The organism is Emticicia sp. SJ17W-69, from assembly GCF_051209875.1.
GTDB lineage: Bacteria > Bacteroidota > Bacteroidia > Cytophagales > Spirosomataceae > Emticicia.
In genome coordinates, this window is sequence record NZ_JBNTQY010000001.1 from 3,831,824 (window position 1) to 3,850,249 (window position 18,426).

The 18,426-nt window shown below is 34.6% G+C and carries 14 protein-coding genes; 9 read left to right on the top strand and 5 right to left on the bottom strand.

Annotated features, from left to right (window positions below):
- The first annotated feature begins 142 nt into the window (after window positions 1-142).
- Window positions 143-1,240 carry an acyltransferase family protein gene (locus tag ACQUQZ_RS15470; protein ID WP_435355925.1) on the top strand — a complete coding sequence of 366 codons (1,098 nt, stop codon included), beginning with the start codon at window positions 143-145 and terminating at the stop codon, window positions 1,238-1,240.
- 36 nt (window positions 1,241-1,276) lie between these two features.
- On the opposite strand, the gene ACQUQZ_RS15475 is transcribed toward ACQUQZ_RS15470, so the two are convergent.
- The 3 genes from ACQUQZ_RS15475 to ACQUQZ_RS15485 all read right to left on the bottom strand — a co-directional run bounded on the left by ACQUQZ_RS15475 (window position 1,277) and on the right by ACQUQZ_RS15485 (window position 4,128).
- Window positions 1,277-2,455, bottom strand: coding sequence for a T9SS type A sorting domain-containing protein (locus ACQUQZ_RS15475; RefSeq protein ID WP_435355926.1), 1,179 nt, complete (start codon window positions 2,453-2,455; stop codon window positions 1,277-1,279).
- 260 nt (window positions 2,456-2,715) lie between these two features.
- The gene (locus ACQUQZ_RS15480) at window positions 2,716-3,441 is read right to left on the bottom strand and encodes an SPOR domain-containing protein (protein ID WP_435355927.1); all 726 of its coding nucleotides are present in this window, start codon (window positions 3,439-3,441) and stop codon (window positions 2,716-2,718) included.
- Window positions 3,442-3,570: 129 nt separating this feature from the next.
- On the bottom strand, window positions 3,571-4,128 hold the full coding sequence (locus ACQUQZ_RS15485; protein WP_435355928.1) for an SPOR domain-containing protein: 558 nt from the start codon (window positions 4,126-4,128) through the stop codon (window positions 3,571-3,573).
- A 239-nt stretch (window positions 4,129-4,367) separates the two neighbouring features.
- Here ACQUQZ_RS15485 and ACQUQZ_RS15490 point away from each other — a divergent pair, with 239 nt between their 5' ends.
- Entirely contained in the window at window positions 4,368-6,332 is a 1,965-nt protein-coding gene (locus ACQUQZ_RS15490) for an alpha-1,4-glucan--maltose-1-phosphate maltosyltransferase (RefSeq protein WP_435355929.1), read from the top strand.
- A gap of 98 nt (window positions 6,333-6,430) precedes the next feature.
- Window positions 6,431-7,417, top strand: a complete 987-nt coding sequence (locus ACQUQZ_RS15495) for a phosphotransferase (RefSeq protein ID WP_435355930.1) — start codon at window positions 6,431-6,433, stop codon at window positions 7,415-7,417.
- A 60-nt stretch (window positions 7,418-7,477) separates the two neighbouring features.
- On the opposite strand, the gene ACQUQZ_RS15500 is transcribed toward ACQUQZ_RS15495, so the two are convergent.
- The gene (locus ACQUQZ_RS15500) at window positions 7,478-8,788 is read right to left on the bottom strand and encodes an erythromycin esterase family protein (protein ID WP_435355931.1); all 1,311 of its coding nucleotides are present in this window, start codon (window positions 8,786-8,788) and stop codon (window positions 7,478-7,480) included.
- Between the two features lie 279 nt (window positions 8,789-9,067).
- Complete coding sequence (locus ACQUQZ_RS15505; RefSeq protein ID WP_435355932.1) at window positions 9,068-10,351, bottom strand: serine hydrolase domain-containing protein; 1,284 nt, start codon at window positions 10,349-10,351, stop codon at window positions 9,068-9,070.
- 160 nt (window positions 10,352-10,511) lie between these two features.
- Between ACQUQZ_RS15505 and ACQUQZ_RS15510 the strand changes: the two genes are divergently transcribed.
- The 6 genes from ACQUQZ_RS15510 (at window position 10,512) to ACQUQZ_RS15535 (ending at window position 18,395) form a co-directional block, all read left to right on the top strand.
- Window positions 10,512-11,480 (top strand): DUF2157 domain-containing protein, encoded by a 969-nt coding sequence (locus tag ACQUQZ_RS15510; protein ID WP_435355933.1) that lies wholly within the window; start codon window positions 10,512-10,514, stop codon window positions 11,478-11,480.
- Window positions 11,477-12,634 carry a hypothetical protein gene (locus tag ACQUQZ_RS15515; RefSeq protein WP_435355934.1) on the top strand — a complete coding sequence of 386 codons (1,158 nt, stop codon included), beginning with the start codon at window positions 11,477-11,479 and terminating at the stop codon, window positions 12,632-12,634. The genes ACQUQZ_RS15510 and ACQUQZ_RS15515 overlap by 4 nt, the downstream gene beginning before the upstream one ends.
- Window positions 12,635-12,659: 25 nt before the next feature.
- A complete protein-coding gene (gene trhA, locus ACQUQZ_RS15520; RefSeq protein WP_435355935.1) occupies window positions 12,660-13,289 on the top strand; it encodes a PAQR family membrane homeostasis protein TrhA in 630 nt (209 codons plus the stop codon).
- An 8-nt stretch (window positions 13,290-13,297) separates the two neighbouring features.
- A complete protein-coding gene (locus ACQUQZ_RS15525) occupies window positions 13,298-15,469 on the top strand; it encodes an FUSC family membrane protein (RefSeq protein ID WP_435355936.1) in 2,172 nt (723 codons plus the stop codon).
- Window positions 15,470-15,541: 72 nt separating this feature from the next.
- Window positions 15,542-16,303 (top strand): SDR family NAD(P)-dependent oxidoreductase, encoded by a 762-nt coding sequence (locus ACQUQZ_RS15530; RefSeq protein WP_435355937.1) that lies wholly within the window; start codon window positions 15,542-15,544, stop codon window positions 16,301-16,303.
- A gap of 181 nt (window positions 16,304-16,484) precedes the next feature.
- On the top strand, window positions 16,485-18,395 hold the full coding sequence (locus tag ACQUQZ_RS15535; protein ID WP_435355938.1) for an SPFH domain-containing protein: 1,911 nt from the start codon (window positions 16,485-16,487) through the stop codon (window positions 18,393-18,395).
- Window positions 18,396-18,426: the final 31 nt, after the last annotated feature.

Consider the following 18,426-nt stretch of genomic DNA (forward strand, 5'->3'; position numbering starts at 1 on the left):
TTAGGAATTAGGAATTAGGAATTAGGAATTAGGAATTAGAGGAAAAACTTTTTTCTATATTTTGGTTCAATAATTTAATAGAACTTTTGTCTTTTTTTATAAACACTTAACTATTAAGCACTTACTACTTTAAACTTTTATAATGTCAAAAACACCAAATACTTCCTATTTAAAACAATTAGACGGGCTTCGATTCATTGCTGTTACGCTTGTATTGATTGATCATTGGTCGGGTGATGCTTTAGGGTTTCCGATAAGTTATTTGGGAGTTTGCATGTTTTTTGTTCTAAGTGGTTTTCTCATTACCCGAATTCTATTGCAAGCCAAGCAAAAAGATGAAACTTTGCAACGCTCTAATAGTTTTTCGTTGAAACAGTTCTTTATTCGTAGAACAATCAGAATTTTTCCGATTTATTATCTAACGATTTTTGTTTTATTTCTACTAAATGAACCCCCAATACGAGAAAAAATTTGGTGGTACCTTAGTTATTCAACCAATATATATATTGCCATCAAGCAAACTTGGATGGGTTCAAGCGACCATTTATGGTCTTTGGCAGTAGAAGAACAATTTTATTTATTCTTCCCTTTTATCATTTTCTTCACTTCTACTCGCTATTTAACCAAAATCTTATACGGTTTTATTGCTTTTTCAGTGCTTTTACGTTTGTTTTTCTTTCTCAATGGAACAGCTTGGATGACACCCTACGTACTAATGCCAAGCTGTTTAGATGCTTTTGGAATGGGAGGTTTGCTCGCCTATTTCTTCTTTAATAAAAACGAACAAGTAAAATCATTCATCACCAATAAGGTATGGTTGGGCATAAGTCTGATTTTATACATTGGAATCGTCATTTGGGGAAAACAATTTCCCGAAGGACATAATATCATTACGGTCGTTTTCCTGAGACTTTTTGAATCATTTTTCTCACTCTTTATGGTTGGGAATGCAGCTTATGGCTTTGACGGAGTAACGAAGCGTTTTTTAGAGAATAATTTAAGCGTTTATTTGGGTCGAATCAGCTATGGGATTTATATTTATCATAAATTTATTTTCAATGCTTATCATTCTTCGCCTTCACATCCAGTGGTTAAATTATTGGGTAAACTTCCTGTAATTGCTGAAAATATCTCTTTCAAGATAATATTTTTGTATTTAATTACTGTGGCTGTTGCAACTATTTCGTGGTTTTTGATTGAAAAGCCAATTAATCAATGGAAGGAGAAATTTGGATATTGAGTAAAATCTAAAATTATCAAACTTTAATTTTCTACTTTATTTCACAATTTTTTTAATTGTCAGTTTTTCACCAACCAATATTTGAAGCAAATATACCCCTTCAGGCAAATTTGAAACATTCATCGAATAGGTTTCACTTGTAGCTAATTGAGAGTCAATCAATTGTCCATTTAAATTCAGTAAAGTAATTTTTATCTTTCTTGGTTGATTTAGTGGAGGAAAAGCAACATTTAAAACATCTTCAACAGGGTTTGGAAAAACTTTGACTTCAAGATTTTGTTCGGGAATTGACTCCGTATCAGTTACAACATAGCCAAGCAACCCATTTATTTGCCAACCCATTTCATTCAAACAGTTTAACAATAACTCTCCGGGATTTTGGTTTACCTCTGCCGCTCTGACATTTGGCGACATTAATGAATTATTATTCCCAGAAGGATAGGTTGTTTCGTCAAAATGTGAAAAACTCACACCACTTTTGAAAGTTGTTGGGGCATACAATCTGGGTAAAGCGTTTGAAAATTTAGTATTTCTCAAGCCAAAGTAAAGGGCATTACTTGTCAAAGTCTTTTTTAAATCTTGCGATGGATTTCCGTAAACACCCGTATTTGTTAATTTTATTTTTTGAGTATCTTGCATAAAAACATCATAAACATACGCACTTCCCGACTGCCCATATTGGCCTTGCGTATCGCTATTAACTACTTCCATTGATGATGAAATGCCTAATCCATGTGCAATTTCGTGCATTGTGACAGTAATCAAATCATATTTACCAGCTTGTGCTTTTGCATCTATGCCATAATACCAATTAATATTCCCATTAAGCGAAACATTAATATCATAATCTCCCGAATTAAGGTCTTTACCCGACAAGGCTTCAGCTAAAGCAGTTGGATACCAAACATTTGAATACGGTGCGTTTAAAAAGTTTTTATAGATGCGAGTTGTACCCGAAACTGCCAAAGTACTACTTGTGAGGGTTGTGGTCCAAGTAGCTTTTATTCGAATCGTTTGTGACGAAATTAAATAGTTTTCCCAAAGTAAGACAGCTTGTTCAAAGGCGGTTTTGGCTTGATCTGGAAAGTCAATGTAAGTGACTTCTATGTTGGAAGTAGCAATTAGTCGTGCGTTAGTATGGGTGTTTATTTCGGGCAAAATTTGTGTAAAACTATTTTCATCAGAAAAAGTGCATATCACAGACTTTGCAGGCATTGATTCCTGAGAAAAGACTATTTGTTGAGCAACAAGAATTAAACTAAGGAATATCGAAAAACGTATCATATTATGACTTCATAAATGGCAAAATTACTTAATGATAGACGAAAATTAGCATGAAAAGATTGCACATAAAACAAAAAACTCCCCTTTTTCAAGGGGAGTAAACTACAAATCCACCAATTTGTAGTTTTTTTTTATCCCTTCGCCGTCAAAACAAAAGGATTTGTGAAAATTGTCTTACCTGACAAATTTAGTTAGAACCCTTTCACAAGAGCATTATGACCTAAAGTTTCCATTTTCTTTTGGCTATCTTTGGCATCAATTTCATCATTAAATAAACCATAGATGACACGATAAACCATAGGTTTATCAGCGGATTTACTTACTTGGATAAATATTTTTTCGATTTCAGCTTCTCCATTTTTTGTCAATTTTGCAGCAAAATCTCTTGCGGCTTTCAATTGACCAAAAGCAGCTAATTGTAGTCCATAGCCTGCTAATTCTTTTATAGTTCCGTTCAAATCATACACATGATTTATTTCAAAACCTTCAACTCTACTTGTTTCTACTTGTATTTCCTTCTCTTTCACAACTTTTTTAAACGCTGGTGAAGCATTTGTAGAAGTTGAAGCATCGGCAGTCGCCCAAAAACGCTCTACGTCGTCATCAACTTGTAATTCTTGTACTTTAACCTTCGTTTTGTTTGACTTGATTCCTAATTCTTCGATGGTACTTTTTGAAATATTGGCGACTTTATTATTCTCAGTAGTTTTTACACGGTCATTAATACGCACAACTACCGATTTTCCATTGTCAACATTAGTAAGTTTCACTTTTTTATTAAATGACAATGAGGTATTTTCAACAGATACCCTGTTTAGGTCATCCGAAAGGCTGGCAGTAACTTCTTGGGCTTGAGCTTGATTCATCATCACACTTGCGAGAATCGCTCCAAACAAATAAATAAAAGGTGCTTTCATATTTTATACTTTATGAGTTATTTTTTTACAATTAAGCGGCGTCAAATAGCGTGCCAAATAATTCATAAGGCAAAAAAAAACTCATGAAGGTAATTTTCATGAGTTTTTTTATTTTAATATTAGCTGTATTTATCTAAATTCTCTAACAAAAGGTGAATACCCCAACGAGAGTAATGTTCTCTGCTTTGCACGAGCCAAATCATCAGACTTTAAAAGCCCAAAATAAACTTTATAATAAGTTTTTTCAAGGCTGCTTACTGTATAAATAAATAGTTGTCTTTTTTCAGCATCACCTTTGTGAGCAATTGACAGAGCGAAATCTTTTGCTGATGATAAATCAGAAAAAGAAGCTAATTGTAAAGCATAGCCAACTAAATCCTTTCTTTCTTTGACATATACAAAATTATCATCGGCAAACTCAGTACTTGATATCTCAACTTCTTTTATGTTCGAAGCGTCATCCATCCCCAAATTGTCGTTTTCAATCTCCTCAACTGTCACACGAGCTCTTACAATTTGTACCGAATTTGACTGATTACTTGCAGTTTTTGTGATAATTGTAATTTTATCAATATTCTCTTTCGGGGTGAAACTTTTAACTAAATTTGAACGGTTTAAATCATTATTTGCATAAGTGAAGCCTAAGCTACTAACCATCATAATTGTTGATAACAAAATTATTTTCATATTTTTTTTATTTGAATACTATTAAAAGGTAGCAAATTCCATGCTAAACTTGTTTCTTAAAAGAAAAAAAATGAAATTTGGAGCATAATTCTTTAACCTAACGATATCGCCTTAAGCGATTTGATGAAACCTTTGAAGCAAATGTGTTCATATTTTTTTGTTTTTCGTAAAACAAAACTGATGATTTTGTTCGCAAATACTCAAAAGTATTGATGCCTTTGTCGATGCTCTATTAATTTATGAAAAATCACTTCCCCTTCCCTGCCTCTGGACAATGTCGAGCAGTTGTTGAACGAGTTTCACCTGAAATTGATGGTGGACGATTTGCAGTCAAAAGCATTGTAAATGACCTAATCACCGTTGAGGCTGACATCGTAATTGATGGACATGATAATCTTGCCGCTCGATTACTTTTCAAACATGAAACAGAAAAAGATTGGCATGAAGTAATCATGTCAGATATGGGCAACGATCGCTGGGTTGGTCGCTTCATTGCCGAAAAACAAGGTTTTTATACTTATACCGTTGAAGCATGGGTTGACCACATTGCAAGTTGGCAACATGAAGTTGACTTAAAAGTACGAGATGGCCAGCATCTGAAGGTAGAAATAATGCAAGGTGAGCTTTTTTTGAATGGCATGGCAAAACTCGCCAAAGATGATGATAGAAAAGCAATTCAAGAAGCTGCCAAGGCCTTTAAAGATGAAAATCGTTATAATGAAGCAATTACCATTGCCATGAGTGAACAAATGCACGAATGGCTAACAAAATACCCAGAGCGTCAGTCAGCATTTCGTTATAAAGAACTAAAACTTTATGTTGACCGTCAAAAAGCAGGATTTTCTGCATGGTATTCGATGTTTCCTCGCTCGGCTGCACGTGAAGTTGGGAAACACGGTACTTTTAAAGATGTAGAGGCTTTATTGCCTCGCATCGCCGAACTGGGTTTCGATGTGCTTTACCTTCCTCCTATTCACCCCATCGGTAAAACACATCGCAAAGGAAAAAACAATACTGTCAATGCTCAAGAAGGTGATGCAGGTGTACCTTACGGAATTGGTTCGGAAGAAGGTGGACATACAGCTATACATTCTGAATTAGGAAATTTAGCTGATTTCAAACATTTAATTGAAGAATGCAAAAAATATGATATTGAAATTGCAATGGATTTGGCAATACAATGTTCGCCCGACCACCCTTGGGTAAAAGAACATCCAGATTGGTTCAAAATTCTGCCTGATGGTACGATTAAATATGCCGAAAATCCACCAAAAAAATACCAAGATATTTATCCTGTAAATTTTGAAACCGAAGATTGGAAAAATCTATGGCAAGAATTAAAGTCAGTGATGCAAACGTGGGCTGAATGGGGCGTAAAAATCATTCGTGTTGATAATCCACATACCAAATCATTTGTGTTTTGGGAATGGGTTATTGCTGAAATCAAGAAAGACTATCCTGATATGATATTCTTGGCAGAAGCTTTCACAAAGCCAAAAGTAATGCAACAATTGGCAAAATTAGGCTATACCCAATCTTATACTTATTATGTTTGGAGAACAAGTAAGGCTGAAATAACCGAGTATATGACACAGTTGACCAAAAGTGAAATGAAAGATTATTTCAGACCAAACTTTTGGCCAAATACACATGACATTGACCCCTATATGCTCCAAACTGGCCATGAGCCTTTGTTTTTGATTCGTTATTTCATGGCGGCTACACTTGTAGGGAATTACGGAATTTTTGGCCCAACTTATGAATATTTATACCATGCTCCCTATCCAGGAAAAGAGGAATATGCTTTTTCGGAAAAATACGAAATCAAATGGTGGAATTGGGAACATCGCAATAAATTGACTTATGTGATTTCGCAAGTCAATAAAATTCGTAAAGAAAATACAGCTTTTCATAGTACCAATAATATTGATTTTTGCCAAATTGATAATGAACAATTGCTGGCATATCTGAAAACCGCAAGTAATGGTAACAGAATTTTGTGTATCACAAGTTTAGATGGGTATAATCGCCAAGGTGGTTTTGTGAAGATTCCACTTTGGAAAATTGGTAAAAACGAATGGGAAAGCTATCGTGTGCATGACTTGCTTTCAGGAGCAACATATAACTGGAAAGGTGACACAAATTATGTAGAACTCGACCCAACTATTCTCCCATTCCATTTGTTTAGAATTGAGGATATTTGATGGTTAATATACAATAATCCCCGTATTAAAGCGTGCCATACCTTGAAGGTATGGCACGCTTTTTTGAATTAACTTTTTATATCAAAACAAGGAATAAAATGACGCATTTTCCAGTAATCAGCTCTAATCTCTCCACTGCACATCTTGCACTATTTCTTCAAGAAAAATATGGTTTTGGTGAAAATACTCAATGTCGTTTATTAAAAGCAGGAATCAATCATACTTATTTGGTAAAAGATGAAAATAATCAATTAATTTTCAGAGTTTACAGCCTAAACTGGCGAACTAAAAATGAGATTTTAGAAGAAATTCGGCTGTTAAATATACTTAAAACACACAATATTTCTATTTCTTACCCAATTTTTGATAAAAATGAGAATTATATCCAATCGCTGAATGCCCCCGAAGGTGAGCGTTTTGCAGTAATGTTCTCATTTGCAGACGGAAATAAATTACTCAATTTTTCGGAAGAAATTCATTTTAAAATTGGAGTTTTAATGGCTCAAATTCATCAAATAACACAAAATCTACCTTTGGAAAGAGTTAATTATACACCTCAGGTTTTGTTAGGTAATTTATTCGATTATTTGCCAAAATTTCTTTCAAGCGATACTGAAGAAATGGCATTTATGAAATCCACTCAAACATATTTGTTTAATGAATTTGACAAAGTTGATATTAACAAAATTCGTAGTGGAGCAGTACATTTAGATATTTGGTTTGATAATCTGAATATCAAACCAAATGGACAAATTACAATCTTTGATTTTGATTTCTGTGGAAATGGTTGGCTATGCTTAGATATTGCCTATTATATTTTGCAAGTTTATAGCATTGAAAAAAACGAAGCAGAATGCCAATCAAAAATAGACAGCTTTTTGGCTGGTTATGAATCCCTTACGCCTATTTCGGACGAAGAAAAGCGAATTTTACCAATGCTGGGTATAAGTCTTTATTTCTTCTATATTGGTATTCAATGTCAAAGATTTGATAATTGGTCGAATACGTTTTTAAATGAATTGTATCTGAAACGTTTCATCAATTTGCTTGTAAAACGCTATTTTGAAATGAATAAATTGGGATAAAAAATATTAGCCAACAGCATTTCAACATGAACAAAATGCTGTTGGCAACAATCAAAGTTATTATTTTAACCAATAATTTTCTGAATTTTGTGTTTTATTGATATGAATCATATAATTGAAATTGGCTTCTGACAAAGGTGAAAAACTAACTTTAGCTTGAGCGGCCGCACTTGAATAAAAAACTGCCCCAATTTGATAAAATGGTGTTTTTGTAAAATATTCACGAAGATTTGTATTTCTATAAACAACCGAAGGTTTATAAAAGAAATTGGTAGTTTTTGCTTGTGAAAGCAGTTCATTTGAATAACCAACTACTGTATTGTCTAAGAAATTATAATATCCTAAACCATTCTTTTCTGTATCAACGGCCGTGACACTGCCTTTTGCAAACGAAAATCCAACGGTCATATAGCCTCCTTGTAATTTATTGTTGATATAATACCCCATCGCTCTATCATTTGCATTATCGCTATCTGCATTTTTAACATGTGCATTGTGAGCCCAAACAGACATCGGAAAATCACTATGCTTCTTTAGCCAAACCGCATTTTCTCCCATAAATAAATCTCTATTAGTATAAGAAGTCGCTGCATTGTTGTCAGCTACAACTGTCTCTGTCTGAACAATAATATCGGCGATATGTTCGATAAAATCATAAGCTATGGGTGAGCTTTGTGCAATTAGATTAGTTTTATTATTTTTAATCAGACTATTGACTACCAATATATTAGCTTTCTTTCCTTCAAATTTATCTGATGCTAAATCGGTGAGTAGATTAGTAATATCTTGTCCCATTTTTGGGTCAATTGCTGATACTCTTTTGATTAATTCAGGAACATTATATTTGAAAGTTTGACAGTCAACACCATAAATATGTAACCTATCTTTTTCTGGCTTCCCGATGTTATAATCTTTCATCCACACCAATAAATCTTTGACTTCTGAAGTATTCCAAGTCCAGAAATACATTTTATCTTTCATCAATTGTACAATATCTCCTTTACCTGTTTGTAAATAATCATCAAAAATCAAAGCTTCTGAGAAATCCATTTCAAAAGCAAAAATTTTATGGTTAAAATGTTCTACAAAGTACTTAAAGAGTCGATGTTTCATTTGAAAAAACTCTTTTGAACCATGCGTTGCCTCACCCAAACCAATGACTTGAGCAGATTTTAAATCATCAAAATAAGTCAATTCAGCATCGGTCAGTTTTAAGGGTTCTTGCTGTTGCATCGGAATGATGAGCTTGTTTAAATCTTCTACATTCTTGCTTGTAGAAACAACATTTGAACTTGGGACGGTTTCGTCCATTTTTTTGTCACAGCTAACTAATATGAAGGCCGCAAATACGAAGGTGAGTGTTTTTTTCATGTACGTAAGTTGTTTTTGCAAATGTAGAAATATGTGGCTGATGTGAAAAAAAATAAAGTTAAAGTATCTTAATTGGTAAATGATGGGTTGCAACCATTTATGTATAGAATGCCCTTCGTGCCAAAATGGTTGTATGATATTTAGAAATAATTTAACAAAACCAATATTTTTACCAATTAGACAAATATTCTCTTTATTTATCGCTCATAGTCATATAAAACAACAAAAGCTTTGATAGTTTATCAAAGCTTTTGCAATACTATACTACTACTCTTTTATCTAATCAACAATTGCTTGGTACACTAAGTTTTCAAATTTATCATATAATTCTCTTTGGTGTGAAGATGGGTAAATTTGAGTCAATAAAACCGCCACAACTTGCTCTTTGGGGTCTATCCAAAAGGTTGTATTGTATAAACCGCCCCAACCTAATCGACCGACTGAACCTAATTTTCTATAAGAACTTTGTGCAACTTCGATTGAAAAACCCAAGCCAAATTTTGTACCTGATGTATTGATCGAAAGGTCACCAATTTGATTATTACTCATCGCTTCAATACTCTTTCTGCTTAAAATTCTTGTGCCATTCAGCGTACCTCCATTTAGAATCATTTGCATAAATTTCATATAATCAGGAGCCGTACCTGATAAACCTCCACCGCCTGAGAAGTAGGATTTTGCACCACGAGTGGGGTAATATTGGTTTTTTGCTTGCGGGAAAGACATCGCATCCATCAAGTTTCCATTGATTTCGGTATAAAGATGCACAACTCTGCTTTCATCGCTTTCTGGTCGATAAAAATGTGTATCAACCATACCCAAAGGTTTCAAAATTCGTTCTTCACAAAAATCCGAAAGATTTTTACCTGAAAGTACTTCTACTAAATATCCTGCAACATCAATTCCTAAACCATAAGTCCATTTCGTACCTGGAGCGTGCAATAAAGGCTGTTTTGCTAATATTTTCATTTTTTCACCAATCGTTATATTATCTAAGGTTGCTCCATCTGGAATTTTCGCTTTCCCATAAATTACGCCCGAAAGTTTAGGGTTTGTAAAACCATAACCAATACCCGAAGTATGCGAAAGTAGTTGTCGAATAGTAATTTCAGAGGGGGATGGTTCGGAAGTATAGGTAGAATCGTTGCTATTAATTTCTTTTAAAATAGTGGGGTTTTTGAATTCAGGAATGTATTTTGAGAGAGGTTCTTCCAAAGTACATTTGCCCTCTTCTACCAAAATCATGATGGCTGTGGTAACGATAGGCTTCGTCATTGACGCCAAACGAAAAACATCATCGAATTTCAATTTCTGATTGTTAATTCCACTCGTTCCGATGACAGTCGAATAGACAACTTTCCCTTTTCGAGCTACCATCGCCACAGCTCCTGGAATCCATTTTTTGTCTAAATGATCTTTCAAATGAGCATCAATTCGTTTGAGTCTTTCGCTCGAAATACCGACACTTTCGGGTGTGTTTAAATCATTTTTTGTTGAATTTTGAGCAAAAAGACTGAAATTAAGTATTAATAACAGACAGGTTGTAATATTTTTAAGTTTCATTTTTTTGAGGTTTGAATTGATAGAAGGTTTTTACAGTAAAGATAAATATTTTGATCTAAGAAAAAATAAATTTAACATTTATCAAATTTTACTGCAAAGAGATTCCACATTAAAAAAACTTTATTACATTTACTTAATTCCTATAAAAGCCCTATCAACCATGAAACCTCAATATTTACTTGAAATTTTGACTGAAAAGTCCATTATTTCAGAAAAGCAATCAATACAAATTAGCTCTTATGATGCCAATCGACCATTTTCAATCCATTGGGAATTACGCTCATTACTCTATCTCGGAATCACATTTCTAAGCACAGGATTAGGAATTTTGATTTATAAAAACATTGATACAATTGGGCACAATATTCTCATTGGACTCATTGCCTTGCTGTGCTTAGGGTGCTTTTACTATGCGTTTATGCACCGAAAAACATTTTCTTGGCAAGAAATTGAAGGCTCGACAAATCTTGATGATTTTGCATTATTGGGTGGCTGCCTTACTTTTTTGACGCTTGAAGGATATTTACAATACCAACATACTATTTTTGGTACTCGCTATGGTTTGGCGGCTTTTATTCCAGCCCTCTTGTTTTTCCTTTGTGCTTACCGTTTCGACCACCGAGGGGTACTTTCGATGGCAATAACAGCATTAGCCTCGGGCGTTGGTGTAAGTATTGCACCTGTAAAGCTTTGGGAAACAAATAACTTTAATAGTCAAAATCTCGCCATTACTGCTTTATTATTAGGCATTTTCTTGATTTTTGTCGGTTGGATTTCAGAACAAAGAGATTTCAAAAAACACTTTTCGTTTACCTACTTTCTTTTAGGCGGAAATTTAGCTTTTGTGGCTGCTTTGTCAGGGCTTTTTGCATTCGATTGGAAAATTATTTACTTTTTCATCGTAGCTATTTTATCTTATTTAAGCATCGCTTATGCTCGTCAGAAACACTCTTATCTTTTTCTGCTCATTGGAGTTGTTTATGGCTATATAGCATTTACATACAGTGTATTTAAAGTACTTCCAGAGCAATTAGATCCGTTCTTTTTTATGCTTTATTTCATGCTTTCGGGTGCGGGCATCATTCTGTTTTTAATCAAAATCAAAGAAATTATAGGGCTAAAAAAATGAAAAAAGCATATAACGAAACTTGGATCGAGAACATTGGTAATCAGGCGATTATCAAAAATTGGCATGAACAAAAAATGTTAAGCGATGAACAATTTAATGCCGCCCAAAACGCATTTCCAGTTGGATTTCATCGCTCCAATATTTTTGTGAAAATCGGACTGTTTTTATTTACTAATATTGTTGGCTCGGCAAGTTTTGGATTTCTATCCTTATTTCTTGCAGGGGTACTTTCAGAATCATCCATAGGTTTGGGCATAATCAGTTTAATTTATGCAGGAATCCTATTTTTCTTCCTCGAATATTTCATCAAAAAAAATAATTTTTACCGCTCAGGAGCAGATAATGCCTTACTTTATGCCATGCTCGGAGCAGTTTTTGCTTTTTTTATTGCAATCAGTGATTTTGAATTACCAGCTTGGATCTATTGTTCAATTGCTTTAATCATACTTTTACCCGCCCTACTCCGCTATGCCGACCCATTGGTAGCCATCAGCCTTTATCTTACTTGGATAGCTCTTTGGTTTATTATCGTTACCAAATTTCCAATTGGTAAACTAATCATTCCTTTTGTGATTATGCTCGTTTCGGCAGCGAGTTATTTCTTTATTCAATTTTGGAGAAAGCAAGAAAATACACCGTATTACACTGACTGTCAAGACATTATTGAAATATTAGCTTTAGCAACTTTCTACTTAGGAGGCAATTATTTGGTTGTGCGAGAAGGGAATGCCATGCTTAATGGCTTATCTGACTCGATACAAATTTCTTTTGCTCCACTATTTTATTTACTTACAGCAGCTATCCCTGTATTTTACATGGTGCGTGGCTTACAAAAGCACAACCGCAAATTATTAATTGTCGGTATCCTCGCTATTGCCTTTTCGGTTTTTACTTACCGAACCTATTTTTCAGTTTTACCTCTCGAATTGGCATTGACTATTGGCGGAGGCCTACTTGTTTTACTAATAATTTTCACTATTCGGGCATTAAAAACACAAAAATTTGGTTTAACTTATATGGCTTTGGGTTCTAATAAATTTCAGAATTTGGAAGCTTTTATCGTCAATCAAGCAATTCAGCAACCAAGCCAATCAGATAAAATGAAGTTTGGAGAAGGAAATTTTGGTGGCGGTGGTGCTGGAAGTGAGTATTGAAAATGATTATTGTAAAAAAACAAATATGAACACACCTTCAGAAATAAAAACAGAATTAGCCAATGCACTTTCGCATGGTTTGGGCATTTTATTTACAATAATTGCATCACCTGTTTTGATTTCGATGACAGTTCAGAGTAGAAATCCTACACTTATTTTTGCTGTTGCATTTTATTGTTTTACCATACTTTTGATGTTTACTTTTTCTACGCTTTACCACGCATTTGCCAACCCTTTAGTCAAAAAAACACTTAGAATTTTCGATCATATCAGTATTTTCTTTTTAATTGGCGGCACTTATGCACCATTTATTGTGCTGTTTACACCGCCACAAACTGCTTTTTGGTTTTTCATTATTCAATGGACACTCATTGCTTTGGGCGTTGTTAAAAAAATATTTTATACAGGAAAATTTAGGCTATTATCTACCTTGATTTATATTTTTATTGGTTGTTTGGTTTTCTTCCTCGGAACTGATTTTTGGAAACAATTACCCGATAAATCAATATATTTGCTTACTGCAGGTGGATTATTCTACTTGATTGGCACGATTTTTTACCAAAACCAAAAAATACCATATAATCATTTTATTTGGCATTTATTTGTGTTTTTTGCAGCTATTTTGCATTATTTTGGCATTTTGGTAGCAATTTGATTTAAAACATGGAACTAAGTATTTCACCAAAAAAAATACCCAGCGAAGTCAAAAACTTCGTTCTGAGCCAATACTTCGGTGATGGGCTTCGGATAACTTTTGGCGTAGTTTTTCCGAGTTTGTTACTGGCTCAATTCGATTTGCTTAAAATCGGTATTTCTATTTCTCTGGGTGCTGTATGTGCCAGTATTGCTGATGCTCCTGGCCCTATCACTCATCGGCGAAACGCCATGTTTTTAACAATAGGGCTTGTTACGATTATTTCTTTATTGACCAGTCTTTGCAGTGTATCCGTTTACCTTTTAGGAGGCTTAATTGTTGTACTAAGTTTCTTGTTTTCAATGTTTTATGTTTATGGCAATAGAGCAGCTTCTGTTGGAGTAGCAGCTTTATTGGTTATGATTTTAGGCATTGATGATATTCGTCCACTCAATGAGATTTTGTTTTATTCGCTTTATATTCTGCTTGGCGGGCTTTGGTATGCTGCACTTAGTTTATCACTTTATCGCATTATGCCTTATCGTTTGGCAACACTTTCTTTAGCTGAATCGGTTATGGAAATTGCCATTTTTATGCGAATAAAGGCAGGTTTTTATAAAGAAAACATGGATTATGACGAAAATTACAAAAAACTCATCGAAGCTCAAATTACGGTCAATGAAAAGATAGATGCGGTACGTGAACAGCTTTTTAAAAGTCAAAAAATTGTGCGTGAAAATACCCAAGAAGGGCGTTTTCTTCTCGTGATTTTTGTCGATATGGTTGACTTATATGAGCAAATCATGTCCACATTTTATAATTATCAGAAGCTTCATAAACAATTTGACCATACAGGCATCCTCAAAGATTTTGAGTATGTTTTAAATCTATTAGCCGAGCAAATTGAAGATATAAGTGAATCATTGAAAGATGGTAGCAAGCCAGATAGTAACTTGTTATTAGCTCGAAAACTGCAAACATTAAAAGAAAGTATTGATGCCCTCAGCACGCAACAGGAAGCATCTTTCTCGACAATTGGCTTGCAAGCACTCAGAAATATTGAAGTGAATATTGAAAATATTTTTCTTCGAATCAAGAAAATAAATGGCTATTTTAAAGCAAAAGAATTAGAAAAATTATCAAGAAACGACCTAAAAACAACCGCTTTTACTTCACATCAAGCCTATACTTTAGAAGTTTTTTTAGAAAACCTAAACTTAAAATCTGAAAATTTTAGGCACGCACTGCGGGTTTCGGGTATGATGTTGATTGGTTTTATTATTGCTCAATCAACGCATCTTTTGCATAGTAATTGGATTCTCTTGACCATCATGGTAATTATGAAACCAGCTTACAGCCTTACCAAAGAACGTAATCTTGACCGATTGATTGGTACAATCGCAGGAGCTTTGATTGGTATGATTATTCTCAATTTTGTGACAGACAATCGCTGGCTTTTTGGTATTTTGCTATTTTGTATGCTCGGAACTTATAGTTTCCAACGAAAAACTTACCTTGTAAGTGTGGTTTTTATGACTCCATTTATTCTAATTCTATTTGAATTTCTGGGAATGGGAAGTAGAGCTTTGCTCATCGAACGAGTATATGATACTGCCATTGGCGGTGGACTTGCTTTCGTTGGAAGTTATGTTCTGTTGCCTCATTGGGAGCATGAAAAACTCAAAAATACGCTAATCGAAATGTTGGAAGCCAATTTGGCATACTATCATCAGGTTTCGCAAATGTATTTTGGTGAAGATTATCAACGAATACCTTATAAAATTGTCCGAAAAGAGGTTTTTGTTAGGAGTGCCAATCTGGCTTCGGGTTTTCAGCGAATGTTTTCTGAACCAAAAAATAAGCAAAAAAACATCAATGAAATCCATAAGTTTTCGGTCTTAAATCATTTACTTTCATCGTATGTGGCTACGCTGGCATTGTATTCAAGAGAGCATTTTGAAGAACTTACCGAATTTGACAATTTGGAAGAAATCGCTCAAAATACAGAAAATATGCTCAAAGAAGCCATCAAAATCATCGAAAAAAGTGATTTTGTGGATAACGAAAGAATCTATATTTTAAAACATAAAAATACGAATGCTCAAGATGAAGAAAGTAAAGTTCTAATTCCCGAACAGTTTATGAATATCCAAAAAGTAGCGTATGATATTTGTAAAATTTCGGAACGAATTAAACTCTAAACGAAACTATCACTCAATTAAAGTGGTTCTTCTAATGAAAGATTCTACAAAAAGTAATTCAACAAATATTAAATGGACAATACAAAAATTGCATTAGTAACTGGCGGAAGTCGTGGTTTAGGAAAAGACATGGCTTTGCGTTTAGCCGAACAAGGAAAAGATATTATTCTTACCTACAATAGCAATCAGAGCGATGCACAAGATGTTGTAGCTCAAATAAAAGCAATGGGCAAAAAAGCCGAAGCCATTCAATTAAATTTATCGGTTTTTAGTTCTATTGATGGATTTATTGACTCTGTTTCAAACACGCTTTCAAGTACTTTTGAAGGTCGAAAAATAGATTATTTAGTGAATAATGCAGGAATGGGAGCTACTATTAGCTTCGCAAATGCCACCGAAGCAGATTTTGACAATTTTACAAATGTGCATTTTAAAGGCGTTTATTTCTTGACTCAAAAACTATTACCCTACCTCAACGATGGTGGTGGAATTGTCAATATTTCATCAGGAACTACTCGTTTTGCCAATCCAGGATATAGCATTTACGCCTCCATGAAAAGTGCAATCGAGACCCTAACTCGATATATTGCCAAAGAATTAGGGCCAAGAGGTATTAGAGCTAATGTTGTTGCACCTGGCCCAATCGAAACTGACTTTAACAATGCAGGCATCAGGAGCAATGCTCAATTGAAAGGCTATTTAGCCTCTGTAACTGCCTTAGGCAGAGTTGGTGAAGCTGAAGATATTGGTAGTGTCGTTGCTTTTTTATGTTCGGAGCAAAGTCGTTGGATAAATGGACAAAGAATCGAGGTTTCTGGCGGAATCAATTTATAATTCATCAAATATATGGAGGATAGACTTTGATTCATCAAATCTATCCTCTTCTTGTATCAAAAAAACTCTTCAAGGCGAAATTTCCATTCAAATAATTTAAAATCCATTCTTCACATTTTCAAATAAGTTTATTCCAAACTCGCAATATTTGGCTCATTAATTAAACCAAATATAAAACACAATGGAATTTACAATTACCACAATCATTAGTATTGGCGTGCCTTTACTATGCTTAGTTTTCTACAAATTTATATTTCGCCTATTAGGCATCATTATCATTCCCGAAGACAAAATCGGTCTTGTTACTAAAAAATTTGTACTCTTTGGCGATAAGAAATCACTTCCCGAAGGGCGTATTATTGCTACTGAAGGTGAAGCAGGCTTTCAAGCCAAACCTTTAGCTCCTGGTATCTATTTTTGGTACTGGATTTGGCAATTTGATATTACGCTACAACCTCTTACTATAATTCCAACAGGCAAAATCGGATTGGTGCTTGCCAAAGATGGTAAAGAATTAGAAACTGGTTTTATTTTAGGGCGTAAAGTTGAATGTGATGGGTTCCAAGATACTGAGGCTTTTTTGAAGAATGGAGGACGTAAAGGTCGTCAATCAGCAGTAATTACTGCGGGTTCGTATCGTATCAATACATTCTTGTTTGAGATAGAAATTACTGATATGACCGAAATTCATGAAAATATGGTCGGAATTATCACAACAATGGACGGAGCTTCTATCGAAGTAGGGCAAATAGCAGGTAAAACCGTCGATGGACACAATAATTTTCAAGATGCTGATGCTTTCTTGAGCAAAGGTGGTAATAAAGGACTTCAACAACAAGTAATTTTGGCAGGTTCGTATAACCTCAACCCTTGGTTTGTTAAAATCGAAGAAATTCACATGACTGAAATTCCGATTGGAAATGTAGGCGTTGTTATCTCTTACGTAGGCGAAGAAGGGGTTGATGTTAGCGGAACAGAATTTAAACACGGCAATATTTTCACTAAAGGTTTTAAAGGTGTTTGGGCCGAGCCTCTTGGTCCAGGAAAATACCCAATCAATACTTATATCCAACGAATTGAGATTGTACCAACTACCAATTTGGTCTTAAACTGGGCAAGTGCGAGGTCAGAATCGCATCAATTAGATAAAAACCTTTCAACAATTACGGTACGTTCAAAAGATGGTTTCCCTTTTAATTTGGATGTTTCCCAAATCATACACATTCCAAATTATGAAGCACCAAAGGTGATTGCTCGATTTGGGAATATGCACAACTTAGTAAGTCAAGTGCTTGAACCTACCATTGGAAACTATTTCCGAAATTCTGCCCAAGATTCTGATGTAATATCGTTTTTGGGTTCGAGAAAAGAAAGACAAGAAACAGCTCGTAGATATATTTCGGAGGTACTTTCTCAATACAATGTCAATGCTGTTGATACTTTGATTGGTGATATTGTTCCACCCGAATCATTGATGAAAACTTTGACCGATCGAAAATTGGCTGAAGAACAAAAAGTGACTTATGAAACCCAAAAAATGGCACAAGAAACTCGTCAGGCTTTGGAAAAAGAGACAGCCATTGCCGAAATTCAGAAGGATATTGTAAAAGCTGACCAAGGTGTTGTCATTGCCGAACGTGTGGCTGATGCCTCAGTAAAAAAAGCACAAGGTGAAGCTCAAAGTTTGAAACTTCAAGCAGGTGCCGAGGCCGAAAGAGTAAAATTGCAAGCAAGTGCCGAATCAGAACGCATCAAATTAATTGCCAACGCTGAAGCTGAAAAAATTAGTAAAACTGGTGCTGCCGAAGCTGAAAAGATTTTAGCAATTGGTAAAGCAGATGCCGAAGCTTACAAATTAGCCGTTTCGGCAATGGGCGAAGGAAACTTTACACAATTGAAAATTACAGAAAGTATTGGTAAAGAAAAAATTAAAGTTATGCCTGATATTCTGATTACAGGTGGAGCAAATGACCAAAATGGGGCTTTAAGTGGACTATTAGGAATGAAGTTAATGGATGAAATGGGAAAAAAGTTGGAGAAAACTCCAATCCAAGGTCAACCCAAAATTCAGAAAAAAGAAGAGTCTAAATAATTTACCTAACACAAATCTCATAGCTTGTATG

Excerpts from the sequence above, each read along its gene's own strand:
- ACQUQZ_RS15480 (WP_435355927.1), bottom strand. The coding sequence starts at position 3,441 with ATGAAAGCACCTTTTATTTATTTGTTTGGAGCGATTCTCGCAAGTGTG.
- ACQUQZ_RS15475 (WP_435355926.1), bottom strand. The coding sequence starts at position 2,455 with ATGCCTGCAAAGTCTGTGATATGCACTTTTTCTGATGAAAATAGTTTT.
- ACQUQZ_RS15470 (WP_435355925.1), top strand. The coding sequence starts at position 143 with ATGTCAAAAACACCAAATACTTCCTATTTAAAACAATTAGACGGGCTT.
- ACQUQZ_RS15530 (WP_435355937.1), top strand. The coding sequence starts at position 15,542 with ATGGACAATACAAAAATTGCATTAGTAACTGGCGGAAGTCGTGGTTTA.
- ACQUQZ_RS15525 (WP_435355936.1), top strand. The coding sequence starts at position 13,298 with ATGGAACTAAGTATTTCACCAAAAAAAATACCCAGCGAAGTCAAAAAC.
- ACQUQZ_RS15500 (WP_435355931.1), bottom strand. The coding sequence starts at position 8,788 with ATGAAAAAAACACTCACCTTCGTATTTGCGGCCTTCATATTAGTTAGC.
- ACQUQZ_RS15535 (WP_435355938.1), top strand. The coding sequence starts at position 16,485 with ATGGAATTTACAATTACCACAATCATTAGTATTGGCGTGCCTTTACTA.
- trhA (WP_435355935.1), top strand. The coding sequence starts at position 12,660 with ATGAACACACCTTCAGAAATAAAAACAGAATTAGCCAATGCACTTTCG.
- ACQUQZ_RS15495 (WP_435355930.1), top strand. The coding sequence starts at position 6,431 with ATGACGCATTTTCCAGTAATCAGCTCTAATCTCTCCACTGCACATCTT.
- ACQUQZ_RS15515 (WP_435355934.1), top strand. The coding sequence starts at position 11,477 with ATGAAAAAAGCATATAACGAAACTTGGATCGAGAACATTGGTAATCAG.
- ACQUQZ_RS15490 (WP_435355929.1), top strand. The coding sequence starts at position 4,368 with ATGAAAAATCACTTCCCCTTCCCTGCCTCTGGACAATGTCGAGCAGTT.
- ACQUQZ_RS15485 (WP_435355928.1), bottom strand. The coding sequence starts at position 4,128 with ATGAAAATAATTTTGTTATCAACAATTATGATGGTTAGTAGCTTAGGC.
- ACQUQZ_RS15505 (WP_435355932.1), bottom strand. The coding sequence starts at position 10,351 with ATGAAACTTAAAAATATTACAACCTGTCTGTTATTAATACTTAATTTC.
- ACQUQZ_RS15510 (WP_435355933.1), top strand. The coding sequence starts at position 10,512 with ATGAAACCTCAATATTTACTTGAAATTTTGACTGAAAAGTCCATTATT.